Source organism: Pseudomonas sp. GW821-FHT02C04 (genome assembly GCF_059421845.1).
Genome location: NZ_JBWKVT010000004.1, coordinates 638,044 through 655,749, shown reverse-complemented (window position 1 = coordinate 655,749; position 17,706 = coordinate 638,044). Strand labels below are relative to the sequence as shown.

Below are 17,706 nucleotides of genomic sequence, written 5' to 3'. Positions count from 1 at the left end.
GCACAAAGCCGTTCGAACACGCGAGTGTTCGAACGGCTTTTCAGGTCTCAGCGCACAACCGCTTCAGTCAACTCTTCCAGCGTCTTGCCCCGGGTCTCCATCCCGAACAGCCACACCACCCCCGCCGCAATCGCAAAGCACAACGCCCCGAGCGCAAACACCCCGCCCTGCCCGGTGATCGGAAATACCAGCCCGGTGATCAACGGCCCGAGCAGCGACCCCACGCGCCCGATGGCCGAGGCGAAACCCGAGCCCGTCGCACGTGCCGATGTCGGGTACAACTCCGGCGTGTAGGTGTAGAGCACCGCCCACATGCCGAACAGGAAAAACTGCATCAACAGGCCCGAGCCGATCAGCAGCCCGACATTGCCGCCGAACACCGCACTCTGCCCGTACAGAAACGCCATCACCCCGCCGCCAAGCAACGTGACGATGCACACCGGCTTGCGCCCCCAGCGCTCCACCAGCCACGCCGCCATCAGAAACCCGGGAATCCCGCCCAGGGAAATCAGCACTGTGTAATACACCGACTGAGTGACCGCGAACCCCGACTGTTGCAGCAACGCGCTGAGCCAGGACGTCAGTCCGTAGAACCCGAGCAATGCAAAAAACCACAGACTCCAGAGCATCATCGTGCGCTGGCGGTACAGCGGCGACCAGATCTGGCCGAGGGCCGACAGGAAGTTGCCCGGAGGCGTGATCACGCGAGGCAGGCGAACCGGCTCCGGCAACGCAGCCCCGCCAAGCGACGCCCGCACCCGGTCCTCAATGGCGCACAGCACCTTGTCCGCCGCGTCATGCTTGCCCGCCTGTTCCAGCCAGCGTGGTGACTCGGGAATGAAAAAGCGGATCGCCAATACAAAGACCGCCGGCACCGCCAACACCAGAAAGATGTCGCGCCAGCCAATCAGCGGCAGCAGGAAATACGACAGCACCCCGGCAGCAACAAAACCCAGCGGCCAGAAGCCGTCCATCAAGGCGATGTAGCGCCCGCGACGCCGGGCCGGAATCAGCTCGGACAGCATCGACTGGGCAATCGGAAACTCCATGCCCATGCCGATCCCCAGCAGGATGCGGAACAGGGTCAGGCTCTCGACCGTCTGCGCAGTGGAGCACAGGTAGCTGGCCACGCCCCACAACACGATGCTCCACTGAAACACCGGTTTGCGACCGAAACGATCAGCCAGCAGTCCGGACAGCGATGCGCCCAGCACCATGCCGAAAAAGCTCGAACTGGCGAGCAGCCCGGCTTCGGCGCTGCTCAGGCCGAATTCGGTTTTGATCGAGCCGAGCAGGAAGGTCATCATCGCCAGATCCATGGAGTCGAAGAAAAACGCCAGGGCGATGATGATGAATATGATCCGGTGATAACCGCTGACCGGCAGGCGTTCCAGTCGATCTGCCGCGCTGAAGTTTCCCGTGTCCATGCCACCTCCGCCATCCGAAATGTCTGCGGATCGAGTGTGCGCGATAGCCGTTCAGCCTTTGTGCCAGATGCGACCTGTTCGCAGTCGTAGGCGACGCCAGTCATCCGGACAATGGTGCGAAGCGCTCTACAATGCCATTTCCAGCTCGGTTTCCCGGGCGAATCGATGAATTTCCCGCTGCCCCGCCGCCGTCAGTTGCAGGGCGCGGGAATCGTTGGGAAGCATCAACCAGCCGGACTGCATGAACAGCTGCAACAACGCTGCGCCCAGCGAACCGCCCATGTGCGGGCGTCGCTCGCTCCAGTCCGGGCACGCGCAAGCCACCTGACTATTGCGGTGCGCCAGCGCCTGGATGAAGACTCCGCGACTGGCCAACTGTGTCGATCCCTTGTGGGTGACTACCACCCGATGTTCAAGCTGTTCGATCCAGCCGGCATCGAGCAGGCGCTGATAGAGGTCGGCCGCCAGCGTACCGCCCAGATGATCATCGCAAAAACGCGCTCGCAGCAGGGAAGACGGCGCGGCCTGTGGTCTGGCGATGGGGGTGGCGCGCTTGTACACGTCAGGAACCTCCCGCGGCGCGCTGGCAAGCGTGGCGCTGGCCAGGGCCTCGATGGCCGCGCCGATTTCCGGAGCGGCCAGGCGAAAGAAGCGCTTGCGCCCGCGAGCCTCGACCTTCAACAGACCGCCCGTGGACAAGCGCCCCAGATGCGCGCTGGCCGACGAGGGCGACAGCCCCGCCAACAGAGCCAGTTCCTCGGTCTGCCGGGCCGAGCCATCCATCAACGCCCACATCATTGCGCTGCGTTTGGGATCGGCCAGCAACGTGGCGATCTGGCTGATGCAAGGTGCATGTTCCATGTATTCACTCCCTGTTGAATCGTATCGTCTACTGCTCAGAGACATCTTGACCAGTAATCAGTCGTCGGCCAAGCCGCGCAAAAACGCCTTGATCCGAGGCAAGGCAACACACTGCCACCCGGCATTCGCAGTACTTGATGCAACCGTCACCGCTTCCCGGTCAGTGCCGGTCCGAGCGAGCCTGTACCCGCGTGCCGGTGCAGGCTTCAGGCGGCCGCTAGTATAAGCGGGTTGCTCGCGGCGTCCTGCGCCGGAGCGGGTACGGCTGGTGATTGTTCCTGACAGAAATTTCGCTATTTACCTGCGACTAATGATCAACCTGCGGAAAAACGGGAAATCGGCTACTCAATTCGGCGCAACGGCTGGCGAGCATCTCCCTCAGAAGGTTCACCGGCTTACTCAATTGTGCGCGATGGGCGCACAGCAGATTCAGCGGAGCCCGCTCGCAGAGCAACCCGGGCAACAGCACTTTCAATCGCCCGGCGAGCACATCGTCGGCCACATCCAGCCAGGATTTGTAGGCGATGCCCGCCCCCGCGACGGCCCATAAACGCACCACATCGGCGTCATCGCTGAAGCGGTCGCCACTGACGGTCAGGCCGACTTCGCGTTTGCCGTCATGAAAACTCCAGTGGTCATGCACCCGACTGCCCAGCATGTACAGCAGGCAATTGTGCTGAGCGAGCTGTTCCAGTTGAGTCGGCTCGCCGTGTTTCGCCAGATAGCCGGGAGCGGCACACAGTACCCGCCGGTTCTGCGCGGCGATGGGCAACGCGACCAGACTGGAATCCTCCGGTTCGCCATAACGCAGAGCGATGTCCACCGGTTGGCGAAACAGATCGGCGATGCGGTCGCCCAACAGCAGACGCACCGTCAATTTCGGGTGTTCACGCTGAAACGCGTCGAGCCACGGCAACAGCAGGTTGCGGCCGAAATCCGACGGTGCCGACAGTTGCAGAATCCCGCTGACCTGATCCTGACCGCTGGCCAGCAGACGACGGCCTTCATCCAGGTTGCTCAGCGCCGCCCGGGCGTATTCGAGGAAGCCTTCGCCCTCGGAGGTCAGGCGCAGACTGCGGGTGGAACGCGCCAGCAACCGTGCCCCGAGTTGTTGTTCGATACGCTTGAGCGCCGCGCTGGCCACGGCGGCGGACATGTCCATCACCCGGGCCGCCGCCGACAGGCTGCCCAGATCCGCCGCCCGGACAAACAACTGCAAGTCATCGAAACGCAGCATTTCAGCCTCGATTATCAAAAAAATGTTGAAAGAGACTGCTCTTTTAGCCGGTTTTATCTCGCGTAGAAATAGCCAATCATGCCTCCCATCGAATTCATCCCGTTCCGGAGTCGAACATGTCCCAGCCCTTCACCGCCATCGCCACCCTGATTGCCAAACCTGGCCAGCAGGACGCCCTCGAACAACATCTGCGCGCATTGATCGAACCGACCCGCGCGGAAGCCGGTTGCGGCCAATACGACCTGCACCAGGACCTGGCCAATCCGCTGGCCTTCTACATGATCGAACAATGGGCCAGCGACGAAGCCCTGCAGGCCCACGACGACAGTGCGCATATCCAGCATTTCCGGGCGCAGGCCGCAGGCTTCCTCGAACACTTCGAGCTCAAGCGTCTGCGCGCCATCGCCTGAATCCTTCCATTAATCTTTTTCGGAGTCCTCCATGAAAGCCATCGCCTACTACGCATCCCTGCCGATCAGCGACGAAAAATCCCTGCAAGACATCGAACTGCCGGAGCCGGTGGCCGGCCCGCGTGACCTGCTGGTGGAAGTCAAAGCGATTTCGGTCAACCCGGTCGACACCAAGGTTCGCCAGAACGTCGCGCCAGAAGGCGGCGCCGCCAAAGTGCTGGGCTGGGATGTGGCCGGCGTGGTCAAGTCGGTCGGCAGTGAAGTGACGTTGTTCAAGGCCGGCGACAAGGTCTTCTACGCCGGCTCCATCGCCCGGGCCGGTGGCAACAGTGAACTGCACGTGGTGGACGAGCGGATCGTCGGCCATATGCCGAAAACCCTTGGTTTCGCCGAAGCCGCCGCCCTGCCGCTGACCGCCATTACGGCGTGGGAACTGTTGTTCGAACGCCTGCAGATCCGCGAAGGCAACACCGACGAAGGCCAGAGCCTGTTGATCGTCGGCGCGGCCGGTGGCGTGGGCTCGATCCTCACCCAACTGGCCAGCCAGCTGACCGGGCTCAAAGTGATCGGCACTGCCTCCCGCCCGCAAACCCGTGACTGGGTAAGTGAGCTGGGCGCCGACGTGGTGATCGATCACAGCCAGCCGTTGAGCGAAGAGCTGAAACACGCCGGCCTCACTCATGTGACCCACGTCGCCAGCCTGACTCAGACCGACCAGCATCTGGACCAACTGGTCGAGGCCCTGGCGCCGCAAGGCAAACTGGCGCTGATCGATGATCCGAAGTCGCTGGACGTCACCAAGCTCAAGCGCAAGAGCCTTTCGCTGCACTGGGAGTTCATGTACACCCGCTCGCTGTTCGAAACGCCGGACATGATCGAGCAGCACAAACTGCTCAACCGAGTGGCCGATCTGATCGATGCCGGGACGTTGAAGACCACGGTGGGCGAGCACTTCGGCAAGATCAACGCGAGCAATCTGCGCCGTGCCCATGAATTGCTGGAAAGCGGCAAGGCCAAGGGGAAAATTGTTTTAGAAAGTTTCTAAAATCTGAGAGACCGCAGCCTTCGCCAGTGCCAAAAGTATCTGGCGCGGGGGCTGCGGTCGCTTTTTGCCGTCAGTCAGATGCTTGACCCTTGTCACAATTGCGATCGTATTCGGGTCTACAATCGAAACCTCTGCGATGCAATCTTTTACGTCCGGGAGGTCAGCAATGAAGATCCTGATAAAAGAAGTGGCAAAGTCCCAGTGGCAAGTTCGTCTCGACCAGCACGCCGTGACATTCCGCAGTGAGGCCGAAGCTCGGGCCTTCACCCGCACCCTCGAAGCGCGTCTGTACGCGCCCCATCAGATTCCCGACCTCGGCCAGCAACGCGCTGTCGGCTGAGTTCCTCCGTTCAGACTTCGGCCTGCGCCTTTGCCAGCGCCCGGGCATTCTGTATGCGCCGGGTAAGCATTGCCGCGCTGACCACCAACAGACCGCACAGGCTGATGACCATGGCCATCGGTACGGCGGTGCCATCGTGCAAAACCCCCACCAGCGCCGAAGCCCCGGCGGCGACGCTGAACTGCATGCTGCCGAGCAACGCTGAGGCACTGCCGGCGCGAGCGCCCTGCCCGTTCATCGCACTCGCCGCCGCATTGGGGCTGATGCAACCCAGACTGGCCACACAGATGAACAAGGGAATCAGCAGCGGCCACAGTGCCTCGGTGTGCATCGAGCTGACCGCAAGCAGCGTCAGCCCGGCGCCGAAGTAAACCCACACTGCCCGTGACAGCAGAAAGGCCGGGCCACGCTTGGCCAACAGTCGTGCATTGACCTGCGCCACCAGAATGAACCCTGCGGCGTTGGTGCCGAACAGCCAGCCGAAATGCTCGGCGGGTACGCCATACAGCTTGATGAAAATGAACGGCGAGCCGGCAATGTAGGCAAACATCCCGGCAATCGCGATGCCGCCGGTCAGGGCATGGCCCATGTAGACCGGGTCGGTCAGCAGTCGACCGTACTGACGCAGAGCACCGGACAGTGGCTGGCGCGGAACATGGGCCGGCAGGCTTTCCGGCAGGCCGAGGGCCACCGCGAGGCCGGCCAGGGCACTGAACCCGGTCAGCACCAGGAAGATCGACTGCCACCCCGTCGTGTTGACCAGCAGGCCGCCGAGCATCGGCGCCAGGATTGGCGCCAGCCCCATCACCAGCATCAATTGCGAAAAGACTTTCGCCGAGCCCACAGCGTCGCATTTGTCAGCGACCACCGCCCGGGAAATCACCATCCCGGCGCATCCGCCCAGTGCCTGAACGAACCGCGCACCGATCAGCCACTCCAGATTCGGTGCATAAGCGCAGGCCAATGACGCCAGGGTGAACAGCACAAGGCCGGTGAGCAATGGAATCCGCCGCCCGAAACGATCCGCCACCGGCCCGTAAGCCAGTTGACCGATAGACAGGCCAAAGAAATAGGCCGACAGCGTCAGTTGGACGTGTTTCTCATCGGTGCCGAACGCCAGCGCCATGGTGGGAAACGCGGGGAGATAGAAGTCGATCGCCAACGGACCGAAAGCGGTCAAGGCACCGAGAATCAGAATGGTACGGAAGTTCATCAGGCGTCCAGGTTCGGCAGGCAGTTGGGCGGGCACTTTAGTAGAGAGTGCAGCCCGACAGTCTAGCCGCGCGAGGACGCCTTGAACATTCCGGTAGCTCGCTAACTATTAAAAAGATCAGACGAGTTTGATGACATAGCCTTCTTCGCTGATCGCCTCGATCACCTGCTCGGCGCTCAGCGCACTTTCGACGCCGACCTCCTTCGCTGCCAGATCGACTCGCACGCTGGCCGACGGATCCTTGCTCTGCACCGCTTGGGTGACGGCTTTGACGCAGTGACCGCAGGACATGCCTTCAACAGTGAACACTTGCATGGAATGACTCCTTTGAGTGAGGTTGCCGGCAGTTTCGAGCTTGCCACGATGGCAAGGTCAAGTTCTGCAAAAAACTGCCGGGCTGGCAATCGGCGCCGCGCTCGGCCAAGCTGCGTGCATCAATGACATAAATTCAGGAGATTCAGCCATGCGCTGGTCAGCTTTCAGCCTGTTTGGCTTACTCAGCCTCTTTGCCGCGATCCCTTCGGTGCATGCCGCCGGGGAAGATTTCGGAGTGCTGATCATTTCCCGCGAGCGCCTGGAAGTCGCGACCTCCTGCGAGATCGGCGTGTACATCCAGGATCAACTGTCGGCGCGCCTGTTCCAGGAACAGAGCACCTCGTTCAACCTGCCGCCGGGCAATGTCTCGCTGCGCCTGAAACTGCTGCCGGGGCAAATGCCGGGCTGCAACCCGGGCATGCTCGCGCCGGGTTCGCAGGAGATCAAACTGCATGCCGGCGACATTCTGAAGTTCCGGATTGCGATGAATGCGGAAGGCATGTACCTCAAGCGCACCGACCTCGGTTACTGAATACCGCTCGTTCCCACGTCGAGACGTCGAACCGTCTGCGTGGGAACGATCAGGCGAGCAAACGAGTAACCAGCAGCGGGAACTGGTGCTTGACCTTGCCAGCATGGCAAGGTTGATCCTGTAGGCATCCACTACAGGGAGTACGACCGATGTCCGATTCCATCACGTTCGATCTGCCCATCAGCGGCATGACCTGCGCCAGTTGCGCCGGCCGCGTCGAACGCGCCTTGAGCAAAGTCAGCGGCGCCAGTGCCGTCAGCGTCAACCTCGCCACCGAACAGGCCCGCGTGCAGGCACCCGGCGACAGCCTGCCAGCGCTGATGGAGGCGGTTCAGCGCGCCGGTTACAGCGTGCCTCAGCAAACCGTGGAATTGAACATCGACGGCATGACCTGCGCCTCCTGCGTCGGCCGTGTCGAACGCGCCCTGAACAAAGTGCCGGGGGTGAAAAGCGTCAGCGTCAACCTCGCCAATGAACGCGCCCACCTCGAACTGCTTGGCGCTGTCGATCCGCAGCTCCTGATCGCCGCCGTGAGCAAGGCCGGTTATTCGGCCAGCCTCTTCGAACTTGAACACCAGACCGACAATCGCCAGCAACGCCTGAACCACGAGCGCTGGGCGCTGATCTGCGCCATCGCCCTCGCCTTGCCGCTGGTGTTGCCGATGCTGCTGCAACCGTTCGGCATTCACTGGATGCTCCCGGCCTGGGCGCAATTCGCTCTCGCTACCCCAGTGCAATTCATCTTCGGTGCACGTTTTTATGTGGCCGCATGGAAAGCCGTGCGCGCCGGTGCCGGCAACATGGACTTGCTGGTGGCCCTGGGCACCAGCGCCGGTTACGGCCTGAGTCTCTATGAATGGGCCACCGCTGACGGGCGCATGCCGCATTTGTATTTCGAAGCCTCGGCGGTGGTCATCGCTCTGGTGCTGCTCGGCAAGTACCTGGAAAGCCGCGCCAAACGCCAGACCGCCAGTGCCATCCGCGCACTGGAGGCGTTGCGGCCGGAGCGGGCGATTCAAGTCATCGATGGCCGCGAACAGGACGTCGCCATCAGCGCCCTGCGCCTCCGCGACCTGGTACTGGTCAAACCCGGCGAGCGTTTCCCGGTGGACGGTGAAGTGCTGGAAGGCCAGAGCCACGCCGATGAAGCATTGATCAGCGGCGAAAGCCTGCCAGTGCCCAAACAACCGGGCGACAAAGTCACCGGCGGTGCGATCAACGGCGAAGGCCGCTTGCTGGTGAGCACTACGGCGCTCGGCGCGGAAAGTGTACTGGCGCGGATCATCCGCCTGGTGGAGGACGCCCAGGCCGCGAAAGCGCCGATCCAGAAACTGGTGGATAAAGTCAGCCAGGTGTTTGTGCCGACGGTTCTGCTGCTGGCCCTCGCCACCCTGATCGGCTGGTGGCTGTACGGCGCGCCGCTGGAAACCGCGTTGATCAACGCCGTCGCGGTGCTGGTGATCGCCTGCCCCTGCGCCCTCGGTCTGGCGACACCGACCGCGATCATGGCCGGCACCGGCGTGGCAGCACGCCACGGGATTCTGATCAAGGATGCCGAAGCACTCGAACGTGCCCATGAAGTCAGCGCCGTGGTGTTCGACAAGACTGGCACCCTGACCTCCGGCACCCCGCGCATCGCGCATTTCAGTGCGATCGACGGTGATGAGAACGCCCTGCTGACAGCGGCCGGCGCGCTGCAACGCGGCAGTGAACACCCCTTGGCCAAAGCGGTGCTGGATGCCTGTGCCGAACGCAATCTGACGGTGCCCGACGTCAGCGACAGTCAGTCCCTGACCGGTCGCGGCATCGCCGGCCATCTCGACGGTCGGCGCCTCGCCCTGGGCAATCGCCGACTGCTGGAAGAAAACGGTCTGGAGGCCGGCACATTGGCGGAATCCGCCAAGGCCTGGGAAACCGAAGGCCGGACACTGTCCTGGCTGATCGAACAAAGCCCCGTTCCCCGCGTGCTCGGTCTGTTCGCCTTCGGCGACACCCTCAAGCCCGGCGCGCTGCACGCCGTACAACAACTGGCAGCACGAAACATCCACAGCCACCTGCTGACCGGCGACAACCGAGGCAGTGCCCGGGTGGTGGCCGAAGCGCTGGGCATCGAAAACGTCCACGCCGAAGTGCTGCCGGCAGACAAAGCCGCCACCGTCGCCGAACTGAAAAAGACCGGCGTCGTGGCCATGGTCGGCGACGGCATCAACGACGCCCCGGCACTCGCCGCCGCCGATATCGGCATCGCCATGGGCGGCGGCACCGACGTGGCCATGCACGCCGCCGGCATCACCCTGATGCGCGGCGACCCTCGGCTGGTGCCGGCAGCGCTGGAGATCAGCCGCAAGACCTACGCGAAGATCCGGCAGAACCTGTTCTGGGCCTTCGTCTACAACCTGATCGGCATTCCGCTGGCGGCGTTCGGCTTCCTCAATCCGGTGCTGGCCGGCGCGGCGATGGCCCTGTCGAGCGTCAGCGTGGTGAGCAATGCGCTACTGTTGAAAACCTGGAAACCCGAGGATCTGGAGGACAACCGATGAACATCGGCCAAGCGGCCCGCCACAGTGGCCTGAGCGCGAAGATGATCCGTTATTACGAGTCGATCGGCCTGCTCAAGGCCGCCCATCGCACCGACAGCGGTTATCGCGTCTACGGCGACGATGACCTGCACACGCTGGCGTTCATCAAGCGCTCGCGGGACCTGGGATTTTCGCTGGAGGAAGTCGGCAAACTGCTGACGCTCTGGCAGGACCGCCAGCGCGCCAGCGCCGATGTGAAGGCCCTGGCCCGCCAGCACATCGACGAGCTGAATCAGAAGATCCGCGAACTCGGCGAACTGCGCGACACCCTGCAGGATCTGGTGGAGCACTGCAACGGCGACCATCGCCCGGACTGCCCGATCCTCAAGGAACTGGCGTCGGGCTGCTGCGCGCAACCCGCCCGCGCCTGAGCAGCAGGACTTTCATCGACAGCACAGTGGCGAGGGGAATGCCGTGGAACAGCAGCACCACGGCACCCGGCGCCCACCAGTTGTAGAACGGCGCGGCGATCAGCATGCCGACGCCGAACCCGGTCATCTGCAACAGCGTCAGGAAACTGAAGATTGGCAGGCGCAGGCGTTCCGGCTCCCGTTGCAGACGTGACATCAGGCCGACTTCCGAAAACCCGTCACCCAGTCCGGCCGGCAGCGAAAACAGCAACAGCCCGACGACGCTGTGCTGCTGAAACATCAGGATGAAACCGCAGGACATCAGCAACACTCCGCCAAAGTACCTGCGCTCAAGATGGATGTTTTCAGAGCCATTCAAGCGACTGGCAATTCGCGCGCCCAGCAATTTTCCGCTGGCCCACACCGCGAGCATCAGGCCCAGCGTGGTGCTCGCCGAGTCCGGTGTCAGCAGTTTGGAAATGATCGGAAAACCAACGTTGTGCGCAGCGCTGCCCAAGGTGTCGGCCATTGTGACAGCCAGCATCGCCGCAACCACCGGGGCGCTGCGCAGGCCTTGCAGCAACGCCGACCATTCACCCTGTTTAGCGCTGGATTCGGCCACCGGCTCCGGTGCGCTGAACCGCAGCGGCGCAATCAACACCGCCGCCAGCAGATAGGTCAGCGCATTCAACGCGAACACCGTTTCAAAGCCAAACCCCGCGACCAGCAGCCCGGACACCAGACTGCCGCCGACCATCGCCATGGAGGAGGCGGACGTGATCCAGGCATTGGTCTTGAGCAACTGCGCAGGCTCGATCAATCGCGGCAACTGGCTGTTGAGGCCGATGGCGAACATCGAATTGCCGAATCCCAGGCCGAACGCAATCAGCGGCAGCAACAACGCCTGCTGACTGACCGGGACGATCAGCAACAGTCCAAGCACAGCGGCGCGCAGCAGATCGAAGGCAATCAACGGCAAGCGGCCAATACATCGACGATAAAACGTGGTGCCGATCAGGCTGGCGAATATCCCGCCGCCCACACGACTGGCCAGGAAAATCCCGACACTCATGGCGCTGTTGCTCAGCAGGTAGACATAAGTGGCCAGCGCGACCATGTTGAGGAAAGCGCCGAAATCGGAAATCAGCCGCGCCGTGATGATCAGCCGGGCATTGCGGGAAGTGGTGTCCACAATCAATCCTTGAATGTGTAAAACCCGGCCGAAGCCGGGTTTTCTTTTTCAGATGCTTACTGCATCCACGGTGGCGGAGGCGGTTCGTCGGACTTGCCCTTGGGCTCGTCGTCCGCCGCACGGATGGCTTGCTTGCGCTCCTCATCCAGACGCGCGGCTTCGATCTCGCGCAACACCCCGCCAACATCGGCCAGATCCTCGGGATCGTCGAACTCGCCGGTCAGCACGCTGGCCGGGTGCAACGTACCCGCTTCGTACAACGCCCACATTTCCTTGGCGTATTTGGTCTTCTTCAACTCCGGGGCGAACCGGCCGAAGTACGACGCCATGTTGCCGACGTCACGCTCGAGCATGCTGAACGCGTGGTTGTTGCCGGCGGCATCCACCGCTTGCGGCAGGTCGATGATGACCGGGCCGGTCGGCGTCAGCAGCACGTTGAACTCCGAGAGGTCACCGTGCACCAGACCGGTACACAACATCAGCACGATCTGCGAAATCAGGAACGCGTGATACTCGCGGGCCTGATCCGGCTCCAGCACCACGTCATTCAGACGCGGGGCGGCATCGCCGTATTCGTCGGCCACCAGCTCCATCAGCAGCACGCCTTCGAGGAAGTCGTACGGCTTGGGCACCCGCACACCGGCACTGGCCAGGCGGAACAGCGCCGCGACTTCGGCGTTCTGCCAGGCGTCTTCGGCTTCCTTGCGCCCGAACTTGGAACCCTTGGCCATCGCCCGGGCCTGTCGGCTGTTACGAACCTTGCGGCCTTCCTGATATTCGGCCGCCTGGCGGAAACTGCGTTTGTTCGCCTCCTTGTAGACCTTTGCGCAACGTAACTGATTGCCGCAGCGCACCACATAAACAGCTGCTTCTTTGCCACTCATGAGTGGACGCAGCACTTCGTCGACCAGACCGTCCTCGATCAGGGGTTCAATGCGTTTTGGAGTCTTCATCAGCTTTTATTGTGGGTCCTTTATTACCAAACACGCGAATGTCATTCGTTATACGGCAATCCTCGCATCACGGGGAGGGGTTGCCGACCTGTGAACCTGTGGATGCACACACTGTGCCGGATCATACGGGCCAATCCGCCGCTCTTGTATCGACCGCTGCGAATCATAGCCGAGCCTGCCGAACTTGTTGGCGCAGGGACTTGAGGGCATTTGCGACAGAATCTGACATCCAGCATCACTCCACCCGTAAGAATTTTCTCTTACAGCCTCAATTTCCCTCTCCGGCAGCCGAAGCCCTCAGAGACAGAGGAATTTGTCCGACAATCGTTCCAAAAAAACAGCTTCGATGTCGCACTCAGGGAATGGAGTGGAAAACACCGTTTTCGGCTGCCAATAAACCGCGAGTCATCTGCACTGCGTGGGCCTACAAGAAAATCTGGAGCGCGGATGAACATCAAACAGAAGTTGACGTGGGCGTTTGCAATCATCGCCTGCTTGCCCGTGGTGCTGGTCGCCACGCTGGTGGTACTCAACCTGCGCAGCGATGCCCGGGAAGGTTTTGTCGACGGCAGCGGACGCGAGATCCGTCAGGTCAGCAACGCCATGCAGCTTTTTTTTGACGGCATCAGCCAGAACGTCGATTACCTGGCGACGCAACCGCTGATCAAGAACACCGACGACAGCCTCAAGACCTACATGAGCGCCAACGCCGAAAGCGTCCCGCAGGGCGAGATGGACAAAAAGGTCTTCGCCTTCCTGCAGGATCTGGGCAACAGCCACCCGGCCTACGCCTACGCGATCGTCGGCACCGCTGCCGGTGGCTACGTCTCCTGGCCCGACGATCCCAAGCTGAACAACTACGATCCGCGTCAGCGTCCCTGGTACAAGGCCGCTCAGGCCAAGCCCGGAAAGCCGTTTCGCACCGCCGCCTATTACTGGGCGCAGGACGATGCGACCTACGTCAGCACCGTGCGCACCATCGACAATAAACTCGGCAGCAACGGCGGCGTGGTCAGTATCGACGTCACGCTCAAGCAGCTCACCGAGATCGTCAAACAGATCAAACTTGGCGAAACCGGTTACCTGATGCTGCTGGAAAACAGCGGCATGGTGCTGGTTGATCCGAAACAGCCCGAGCACAACTTCAAGCCCCTCGACAGCCTCGGCGACGGTTACGCGCAACTGGCCAAGGCCGGAAAAGGGCTGGTGGAAGTCGAACTCAATGGCGAGCGCTACATGGCCAACGTCTGGCCGTCGGAGCAACTGGGCTGGACCTTCATCGGCCTGATCAAACAGAACGACGTGATGAGTTCGGCCACTAAACTTACCTGGCTGATCGCAATCATCGCTGCCGTGCTGGCGGTGCTGTTCGCCGTGGTCGGAGCCAGTTTCGCCAGCCTGATAGTACGTCCGATCCGCAGCGTGGCCAGTGGTCTGGAAGGCATCGCCCAGGGCGAAGGCGATCTGACCAAGAACCTCGATATCCGTGGCAACGACGAAACCGCGCAACTGGCCAACTGGTTCAACCAGTTCCTGACCGCGATCCGCAGCCTGATCCAGCACATCGGCGGCGCGGCCGGAAAAATCCTCGCGACCTCGCAGAGTTCGACCCGGGTTTCAGGCGACATGGCCGAAGCGGCCGGACGCCAGCGTGAAGCCGTGGACATGGTCTCGACCGCGTTCCACGAAATGGTCGCCACCGCCAACGAAGTCGCCCGCTCGTGCAGCCAGGCAGCAGAGTCGGCCGACAGCGGCCAGCGCCAGGCCCGCGAAGGTCAGCAGCAGATCGATGCGGCGGTGCACAGCGTCGATCAACTGAGCCAGGAGCTGGAGCAGTCGGCGCAGTCGATGCAGCAACTGGAACGCGACAGTAACGACATTCAGTCGATTCTCGGCACCATTCGCTCCATCGCCGAACAGACCAACCTGCTGGCACTCAACGCTGCCATCGAGGCAGCGCGGGCCGGTGAGCAAGGCCGTGGTTTTGCGGTGGTGGCCGATGAGGTTCGCGCACTGGCCAAACGCACGGCGGATTCGACGGCGGAAATCGACGGTCTGCTGGGCAACCTTGCCAAGCGCACCAGCGCCGTGACCCAACAGATGCGCGCCAGCCTCGACGTGTCGCAGCAATCGGTGGCACGGATTGGTGAGGCGCGGGAGAGCTTTGGGCAGATCCGTGAGTCGGTGGATGTGATTCGTGACATGAACACTCAGATCGCCACGGCCGCCGAAGAGCAGCATCAGGTGGCCGAGGATATCAATCGGCATATCAGCCAGATTCACGGTGATGCGCAGTTGGTGGCGGAGCTGGCCAATTCGGCGCGGCTGGATTCGCAGAGTCTGGCGGGGTTGTCGAATGAGCTGGATGGGTTGGTGCGCAGGTTCCGTACCTGAGTGATCTATGAAAGCCCCTCTCCTTTCAGGAGAGGGGCGTCTTGTTCTTTCAGCGCTCGATGATCGCCGTCACCCCCTGCCCCCCCGCCGCACAAATCGAAATCAACCCCCGCCCCCGCCCCGCCGCATCCAGCAACTTCGCCAAATTCGCCACAATCCGCCCACCCGTCGCAGCAAACGGGTGCCCCGCCGCCAATGAGCTGCCCTTGACGTTCAAGCGGCTGCGGTCAATCGATCCCAACGGTGCATCAAGCCCCAACCGGGTCTTGCAGTACTCCGGATCCTCCCAGGCCTTCAGCGTGCACAACACCTGCGCGGCAAATGCTTCGTGGATTTCGTAGTAGTCGAAATCCTGCAAGGTCAAACCATTGCGCGCCAGCAAGCGCGGCACCGCATACACCGGGGCCATCAGCAGCCCCTCGGCGCCGTTGACGAAATCCACCGCCGCCGCTTCGCCGTCGCGCAGATACGCGAGGATCGGCAAGCCACGCTCCTTGGCCCACTCTTCGCTGCCCAGCAACACCACCGAAGCGCCATCGGTCAGTGGCGTGGAGTTGCCGGCGGTCAGCGTGCCCTTGGCGCTTTTCTCGAAGGCCGGTTTCAGGGTCGCGAGCTTTTCCAGGGTCAGGTCCGGGCGCAGGTTGTTGTCGCGGGTCAGGCCGAGGAACGGCGTCATCAGGTCGTTGTGCCAGCCTTCGCTGTAGGACGCAGCCAGTTTGTGGTGGCTTTCGAGTGCCAGTTGATCCTGCTCTTCACGAGGAATGTTCCAGGTCTGTGCCATCAATTCGCAGTGTTGGCCCATCGACAGGCCGGTGCGCGGTTCGCCGTTGCGCGGGAACTCGGGGATCAGATGTTTCGGGCGCAATTGCAGGAAGGTCTTGAGCTTGTCGCCAGTGGTCTTGGCGCGGTTGGCTTGCAGAAGAATCTTGCGCAGGCCTTCACTGACACTGATCGGCGCGTCCGACGTGGTGTCGACGCCGCCGGCAATGCCGCAGTCGATCTGGCCGAGGGCGATCTTGTTCGCCACCAGCAACGCCGCTTCCAGGCCGGTGCCGCAGGCCTGCTGGATGTCGTAGGCCGGAGTCGCCGGCGACAGGCGCGAGCCAAGCACGCATTCGCGGGTCAGGTTCATATCCCGTGACAATTTCAGCACCGCCCCCGCAACCACTTCGCCGATGCGCTGGCCGTGCAGGTTGTAGCGTTCGATCAGGCCTTCAAGGGCGGCGGTGAGCATCACCTGATTGCTCGCGGTGGCATACGGCCCGTTGGAACGGGCGAACGGAATGCGGTTGCCACCAATGATCGCGACGCGGCGCAGCTGACTCATGAAAAACTCCTTGTGAAATATCCAGTCTGAAAATCGGGCACTGAAAATCCCGCCGGGCCCCAAAAACACCGGGGGCAAACTACTCTGCTGTTCTAGCGTAGGCCTTATTGCGTGGATCGAACGATTGATTGCCCTTCGCAGTCCACACTTTGAACCCCATCTTCTGGAGAGCGTTCCATGTCTGACCGCTATATCGACTTCGCCAACTCGTCCATCGGCCACCGTCTGGTCGGGGCCCTGGGCCTGCCGTCGCCGGTGCGGCTGGAACGCTGGCAGGCCGGACGCCTGCGGCCGGTGGAGGGTGCGCTGCTGATCGGCGGCGGGCCGCTGGCCGAGCGGGTCAGCGCCTTTGCCAACCGACTGACCGATGCCATTTATCGCTACGGCGATCAGCCAGCGGCCGCCACCCAATGGATTCCCGGCCATGGCCCGAAACTCAAGGCGGTGGTGTTCGACGCCAGTGAATTGCAGCACACCGACCAGCTCAAGCAGCTGCGCGAATTCTTCCAGCCATTGATGAAGAACCTCGACAGCAGCGCGCATCTGGTGATCCTCGGCCGCGCCCCGGAAACCCTGCGCGAACCGTTCGCCGCCAGTGCTCAGCGGGCACTTGAAGGTTTCTCCCGCTCGCTGGCCAAGGAGCTGCGCAGTGGCGGCACCCTGCAATTGATCTACGTGGGCGAAGGCGCCGAGGATCAACTCGAAGGGCCGCTGCGGTTTTTCCTCTCGCCGAAAAGCGCATTTGTCTCCGGGCAGGTGATTCGTCTGAATCCTTGTGCCACGCCGGTGACCGACTGGACGCGCCCGCTGGCCGGGCGCAAGGCGCTGGTCACCGGCGCGGCGCGGGGTATCGGCGCCTCCATCGCCGAGACGTTGGCCCGTGATGGCGCCGAGGTGATTCTGCTCGACGTACCGCCAGCCAAAACCGATCTCGAAGCCCTGGCCGCGCGCCTCGGCGGGCGCGCCATCACCCTCGACATCTGCGCCGAAGACGCCGCCGCGCAGCTGATCGAACAGTTGCCGGACGGCCTCGACATTCTGGTGCACAACGCCGGCATCACCCGCGACAAGACCCTGGCCAACATGACGCCCGAGTTCTGGGACGCGGTGCTGGCGGTCAATCTCAACGCCCCGCAAGTGCTGACCAAGGCGCTGCTCGACAGCGGCACCCTGCGCGATAACGCGCGGGTGATTCTGCTCGCCTCGATCAGCGGCATCGCCGGCAACCGCGGGCAAACCAATTACGCGGCGAGCAAGGCCGGACTGATCGGACTGGCCCAGGCCTGGGCACCGACGCTGCAGGAACGCGGCATCAGCATCAACGCCGTGGCGCCGGGGTTTATCGAAACCCAGATGACCGCGCACATTCCGTTCGGCCTGCGCGAGGCCGGCCGGCGCATGAGTTCGCTGGGCCAGGGTGGCCTGCCGCAGGACGTCGCCGAAGCCGTGGCCTGGCTGGCGCAACCGGGCACCGGCGCTTTCACCGGGCAAGCATTGCGGGTCTGTGGACAAAGTGTTCTGGGGGCTTAGG

16 protein-coding genes and 1 pseudogene are annotated in these 17,706 nt (G+C 62.6%); 9 read left to right on the top strand and 8 right to left on the bottom strand.

What is annotated here, in order from left to right:
- Nucleotides 1-47: 47 nt before the first annotated feature.
- From AC07VV_RS18555 to vimR, 3 genes are all read right to left on the bottom strand, one after another.
- On the bottom strand, nucleotides 48-1,427 hold the full coding sequence (locus tag AC07VV_RS18555; protein WP_495037050.1) for an MFS transporter: 1,380 nt from the start codon (nucleotides 1,425-1,427) through the stop codon (nucleotides 48-50).
- A gap of 126 nt (nucleotides 1,428-1,553) precedes the next feature.
- A complete protein-coding gene (locus AC07VV_RS18550; protein ID WP_495037049.1) occupies nucleotides 1,554-2,288 on the bottom strand; it encodes an ArsR/SmtB family transcription factor in 735 nt (244 codons plus the stop codon).
- A 307-nt stretch (nucleotides 2,289-2,595) separates the two neighbouring features.
- The gene (gene vimR / locus AC07VV_RS18545) at nucleotides 2,596-3,525 is read right to left on the bottom strand and encodes a transcription regulator VimR (protein ID WP_495037048.1); all 930 of its coding nucleotides are present in this window, start codon (nucleotides 3,523-3,525) and stop codon (nucleotides 2,596-2,598) included.
- Between the two features lie 116 nt (nucleotides 3,526-3,641).
- Between vimR and AC07VV_RS18540 the strand changes: the two genes are divergently transcribed.
- The 3 genes from AC07VV_RS18540 to AC07VV_RS18530 all read left to right on the top strand — a co-directional run bounded on the left by AC07VV_RS18540 (nucleotide 3,642) and on the right by AC07VV_RS18530 (nucleotide 5,320).
- Nucleotides 3,642-3,935, top strand: coding sequence for a putative quinol monooxygenase (locus tag AC07VV_RS18540; RefSeq protein WP_096819697.1), 294 nt, complete (start codon nucleotides 3,642-3,644; stop codon nucleotides 3,933-3,935).
- A gap of 31 nt (nucleotides 3,936-3,966) precedes the next feature.
- Nucleotides 3,967-4,980 carry a zinc-binding alcohol dehydrogenase family protein gene (locus tag AC07VV_RS18535; protein WP_495037047.1) on the top strand — a complete coding sequence of 338 codons (1,014 nt, stop codon included), beginning with the start codon at nucleotides 3,967-3,969 and terminating at the stop codon, nucleotides 4,978-4,980.
- Between the two features lie 166 nt (nucleotides 4,981-5,146).
- Nucleotides 5,147-5,320 carry a hypothetical protein gene (locus AC07VV_RS18530; RefSeq protein ID WP_173861408.1) on the top strand — a complete coding sequence of 58 codons (174 nt, stop codon included), beginning with the start codon at nucleotides 5,147-5,149 and terminating at the stop codon, nucleotides 5,318-5,320.
- Between the two features lie 10 nt (nucleotides 5,321-5,330).
- Here AC07VV_RS18530 and AC07VV_RS18525 read toward each other — a convergent pair whose 3' ends face one another.
- The gene (locus tag AC07VV_RS18525; RefSeq protein WP_495037046.1) at nucleotides 5,331-6,533 is read right to left on the bottom strand and encodes a multidrug effflux MFS transporter; all 1,203 of its coding nucleotides are present in this window, start codon (nucleotides 6,531-6,533) and stop codon (nucleotides 5,331-5,333) included.
- Between the two features lie 117 nt (nucleotides 6,534-6,650).
- Complete coding sequence (locus AC07VV_RS18520; RefSeq protein ID WP_495037045.1) at nucleotides 6,651-6,848, bottom strand: heavy-metal-associated domain-containing protein; 198 nt, start codon at nucleotides 6,846-6,848, stop codon at nucleotides 6,651-6,653.
- 148 nt (nucleotides 6,849-6,996) lie between these two features.
- On the opposite strand from AC07VV_RS18520, the gene AC07VV_RS18515 reads away from it, so the two are divergent.
- From AC07VV_RS18515 to cueR, 3 genes are all read left to right on the top strand, one after another.
- Nucleotides 6,997-7,380, top strand: coding sequence for a hypothetical protein (locus AC07VV_RS18515; protein ID WP_493071204.1), 384 nt, complete (start codon nucleotides 6,997-6,999; stop codon nucleotides 7,378-7,380).
- 149 nt (nucleotides 7,381-7,529) lie between these two features.
- Complete coding sequence (locus AC07VV_RS18510) at nucleotides 7,530-9,920, top strand: heavy metal translocating P-type ATPase (RefSeq protein WP_495037044.1); 2,391 nt, start codon at nucleotides 7,530-7,532, stop codon at nucleotides 9,918-9,920.
- Nucleotides 9,917-10,330 carry a Cu(I)-responsive transcriptional regulator gene (gene cueR, locus AC07VV_RS18505; RefSeq protein WP_025111722.1) on the top strand — a complete coding sequence of 138 codons (414 nt, stop codon included), beginning with the start codon at nucleotides 9,917-9,919 and terminating at the stop codon, nucleotides 10,328-10,330. The genes AC07VV_RS18510 and cueR overlap by 4 nt, the downstream gene beginning before the upstream one ends.
- On the opposite strand, the gene AC07VV_RS18500 is transcribed toward cueR, so the two are convergent.
- The gene (locus AC07VV_RS18500; RefSeq protein ID WP_495037043.1) at nucleotides 10,284-11,501 is read right to left on the bottom strand and encodes an MFS transporter; all 1,218 of its coding nucleotides are present in this window, start codon (nucleotides 11,499-11,501) and stop codon (nucleotides 10,284-10,286) included. The two genes, cueR and AC07VV_RS18500, sit on opposite strands and share 47 nt — an antisense overlap.
- A gap of 56 nt (nucleotides 11,502-11,557) precedes the next feature.
- The gene (locus tag AC07VV_RS18495) at nucleotides 11,558-12,454 is read right to left on the bottom strand and encodes a PA4780 family RIO1-like protein kinase (protein ID WP_192563381.1); all 897 of its coding nucleotides are present in this window, start codon (nucleotides 12,452-12,454) and stop codon (nucleotides 11,558-11,560) included.
- A 447-nt stretch (nucleotides 12,455-12,901) separates the two neighbouring features.
- Between AC07VV_RS18495 and AC07VV_RS18490 the strand changes: the two are divergent.
- Both AC07VV_RS18490 and AC07VV_RS18485 read left to right on the top strand, forming a co-directional pair.
- A pseudogene (locus AC07VV_RS18490) lies at nucleotides 12,902-13,990 on the top strand (cache domain-containing protein); the annotation flags it as partial.
- Between the two features lie 90 nt (nucleotides 13,991-14,080).
- Nucleotides 14,081-14,848 (top strand): methyl-accepting chemotaxis protein, encoded by a 768-nt coding sequence (locus AC07VV_RS18485; RefSeq protein ID WP_371850984.1) that lies wholly within the window; start codon nucleotides 14,081-14,083, stop codon nucleotides 14,846-14,848.
- A 49-nt stretch (nucleotides 14,849-14,897) separates the two neighbouring features.
- Here AC07VV_RS18485 and AC07VV_RS18480 read toward each other — a convergent pair whose 3' ends face one another.
- The gene (locus AC07VV_RS18480) at nucleotides 14,898-16,175 is read right to left on the bottom strand and encodes an acetyl-CoA C-acetyltransferase (RefSeq protein ID WP_249482473.1); all 1,278 of its coding nucleotides are present in this window, start codon (nucleotides 16,173-16,175) and stop codon (nucleotides 14,898-14,900) included.
- A 177-nt stretch (nucleotides 16,176-16,352) separates the two neighbouring features.
- Here AC07VV_RS18480 and AC07VV_RS18475 point away from each other — a divergent pair, with 177 nt between their 5' ends.
- A complete protein-coding gene (locus AC07VV_RS18475) occupies nucleotides 16,353-17,705 on the top strand; it encodes a 3-oxoacyl-ACP reductase (RefSeq protein ID WP_495037042.1) in 1,353 nt (450 codons plus the stop codon).
- Nucleotide 17,706 lies beyond the last annotated feature (1 nt).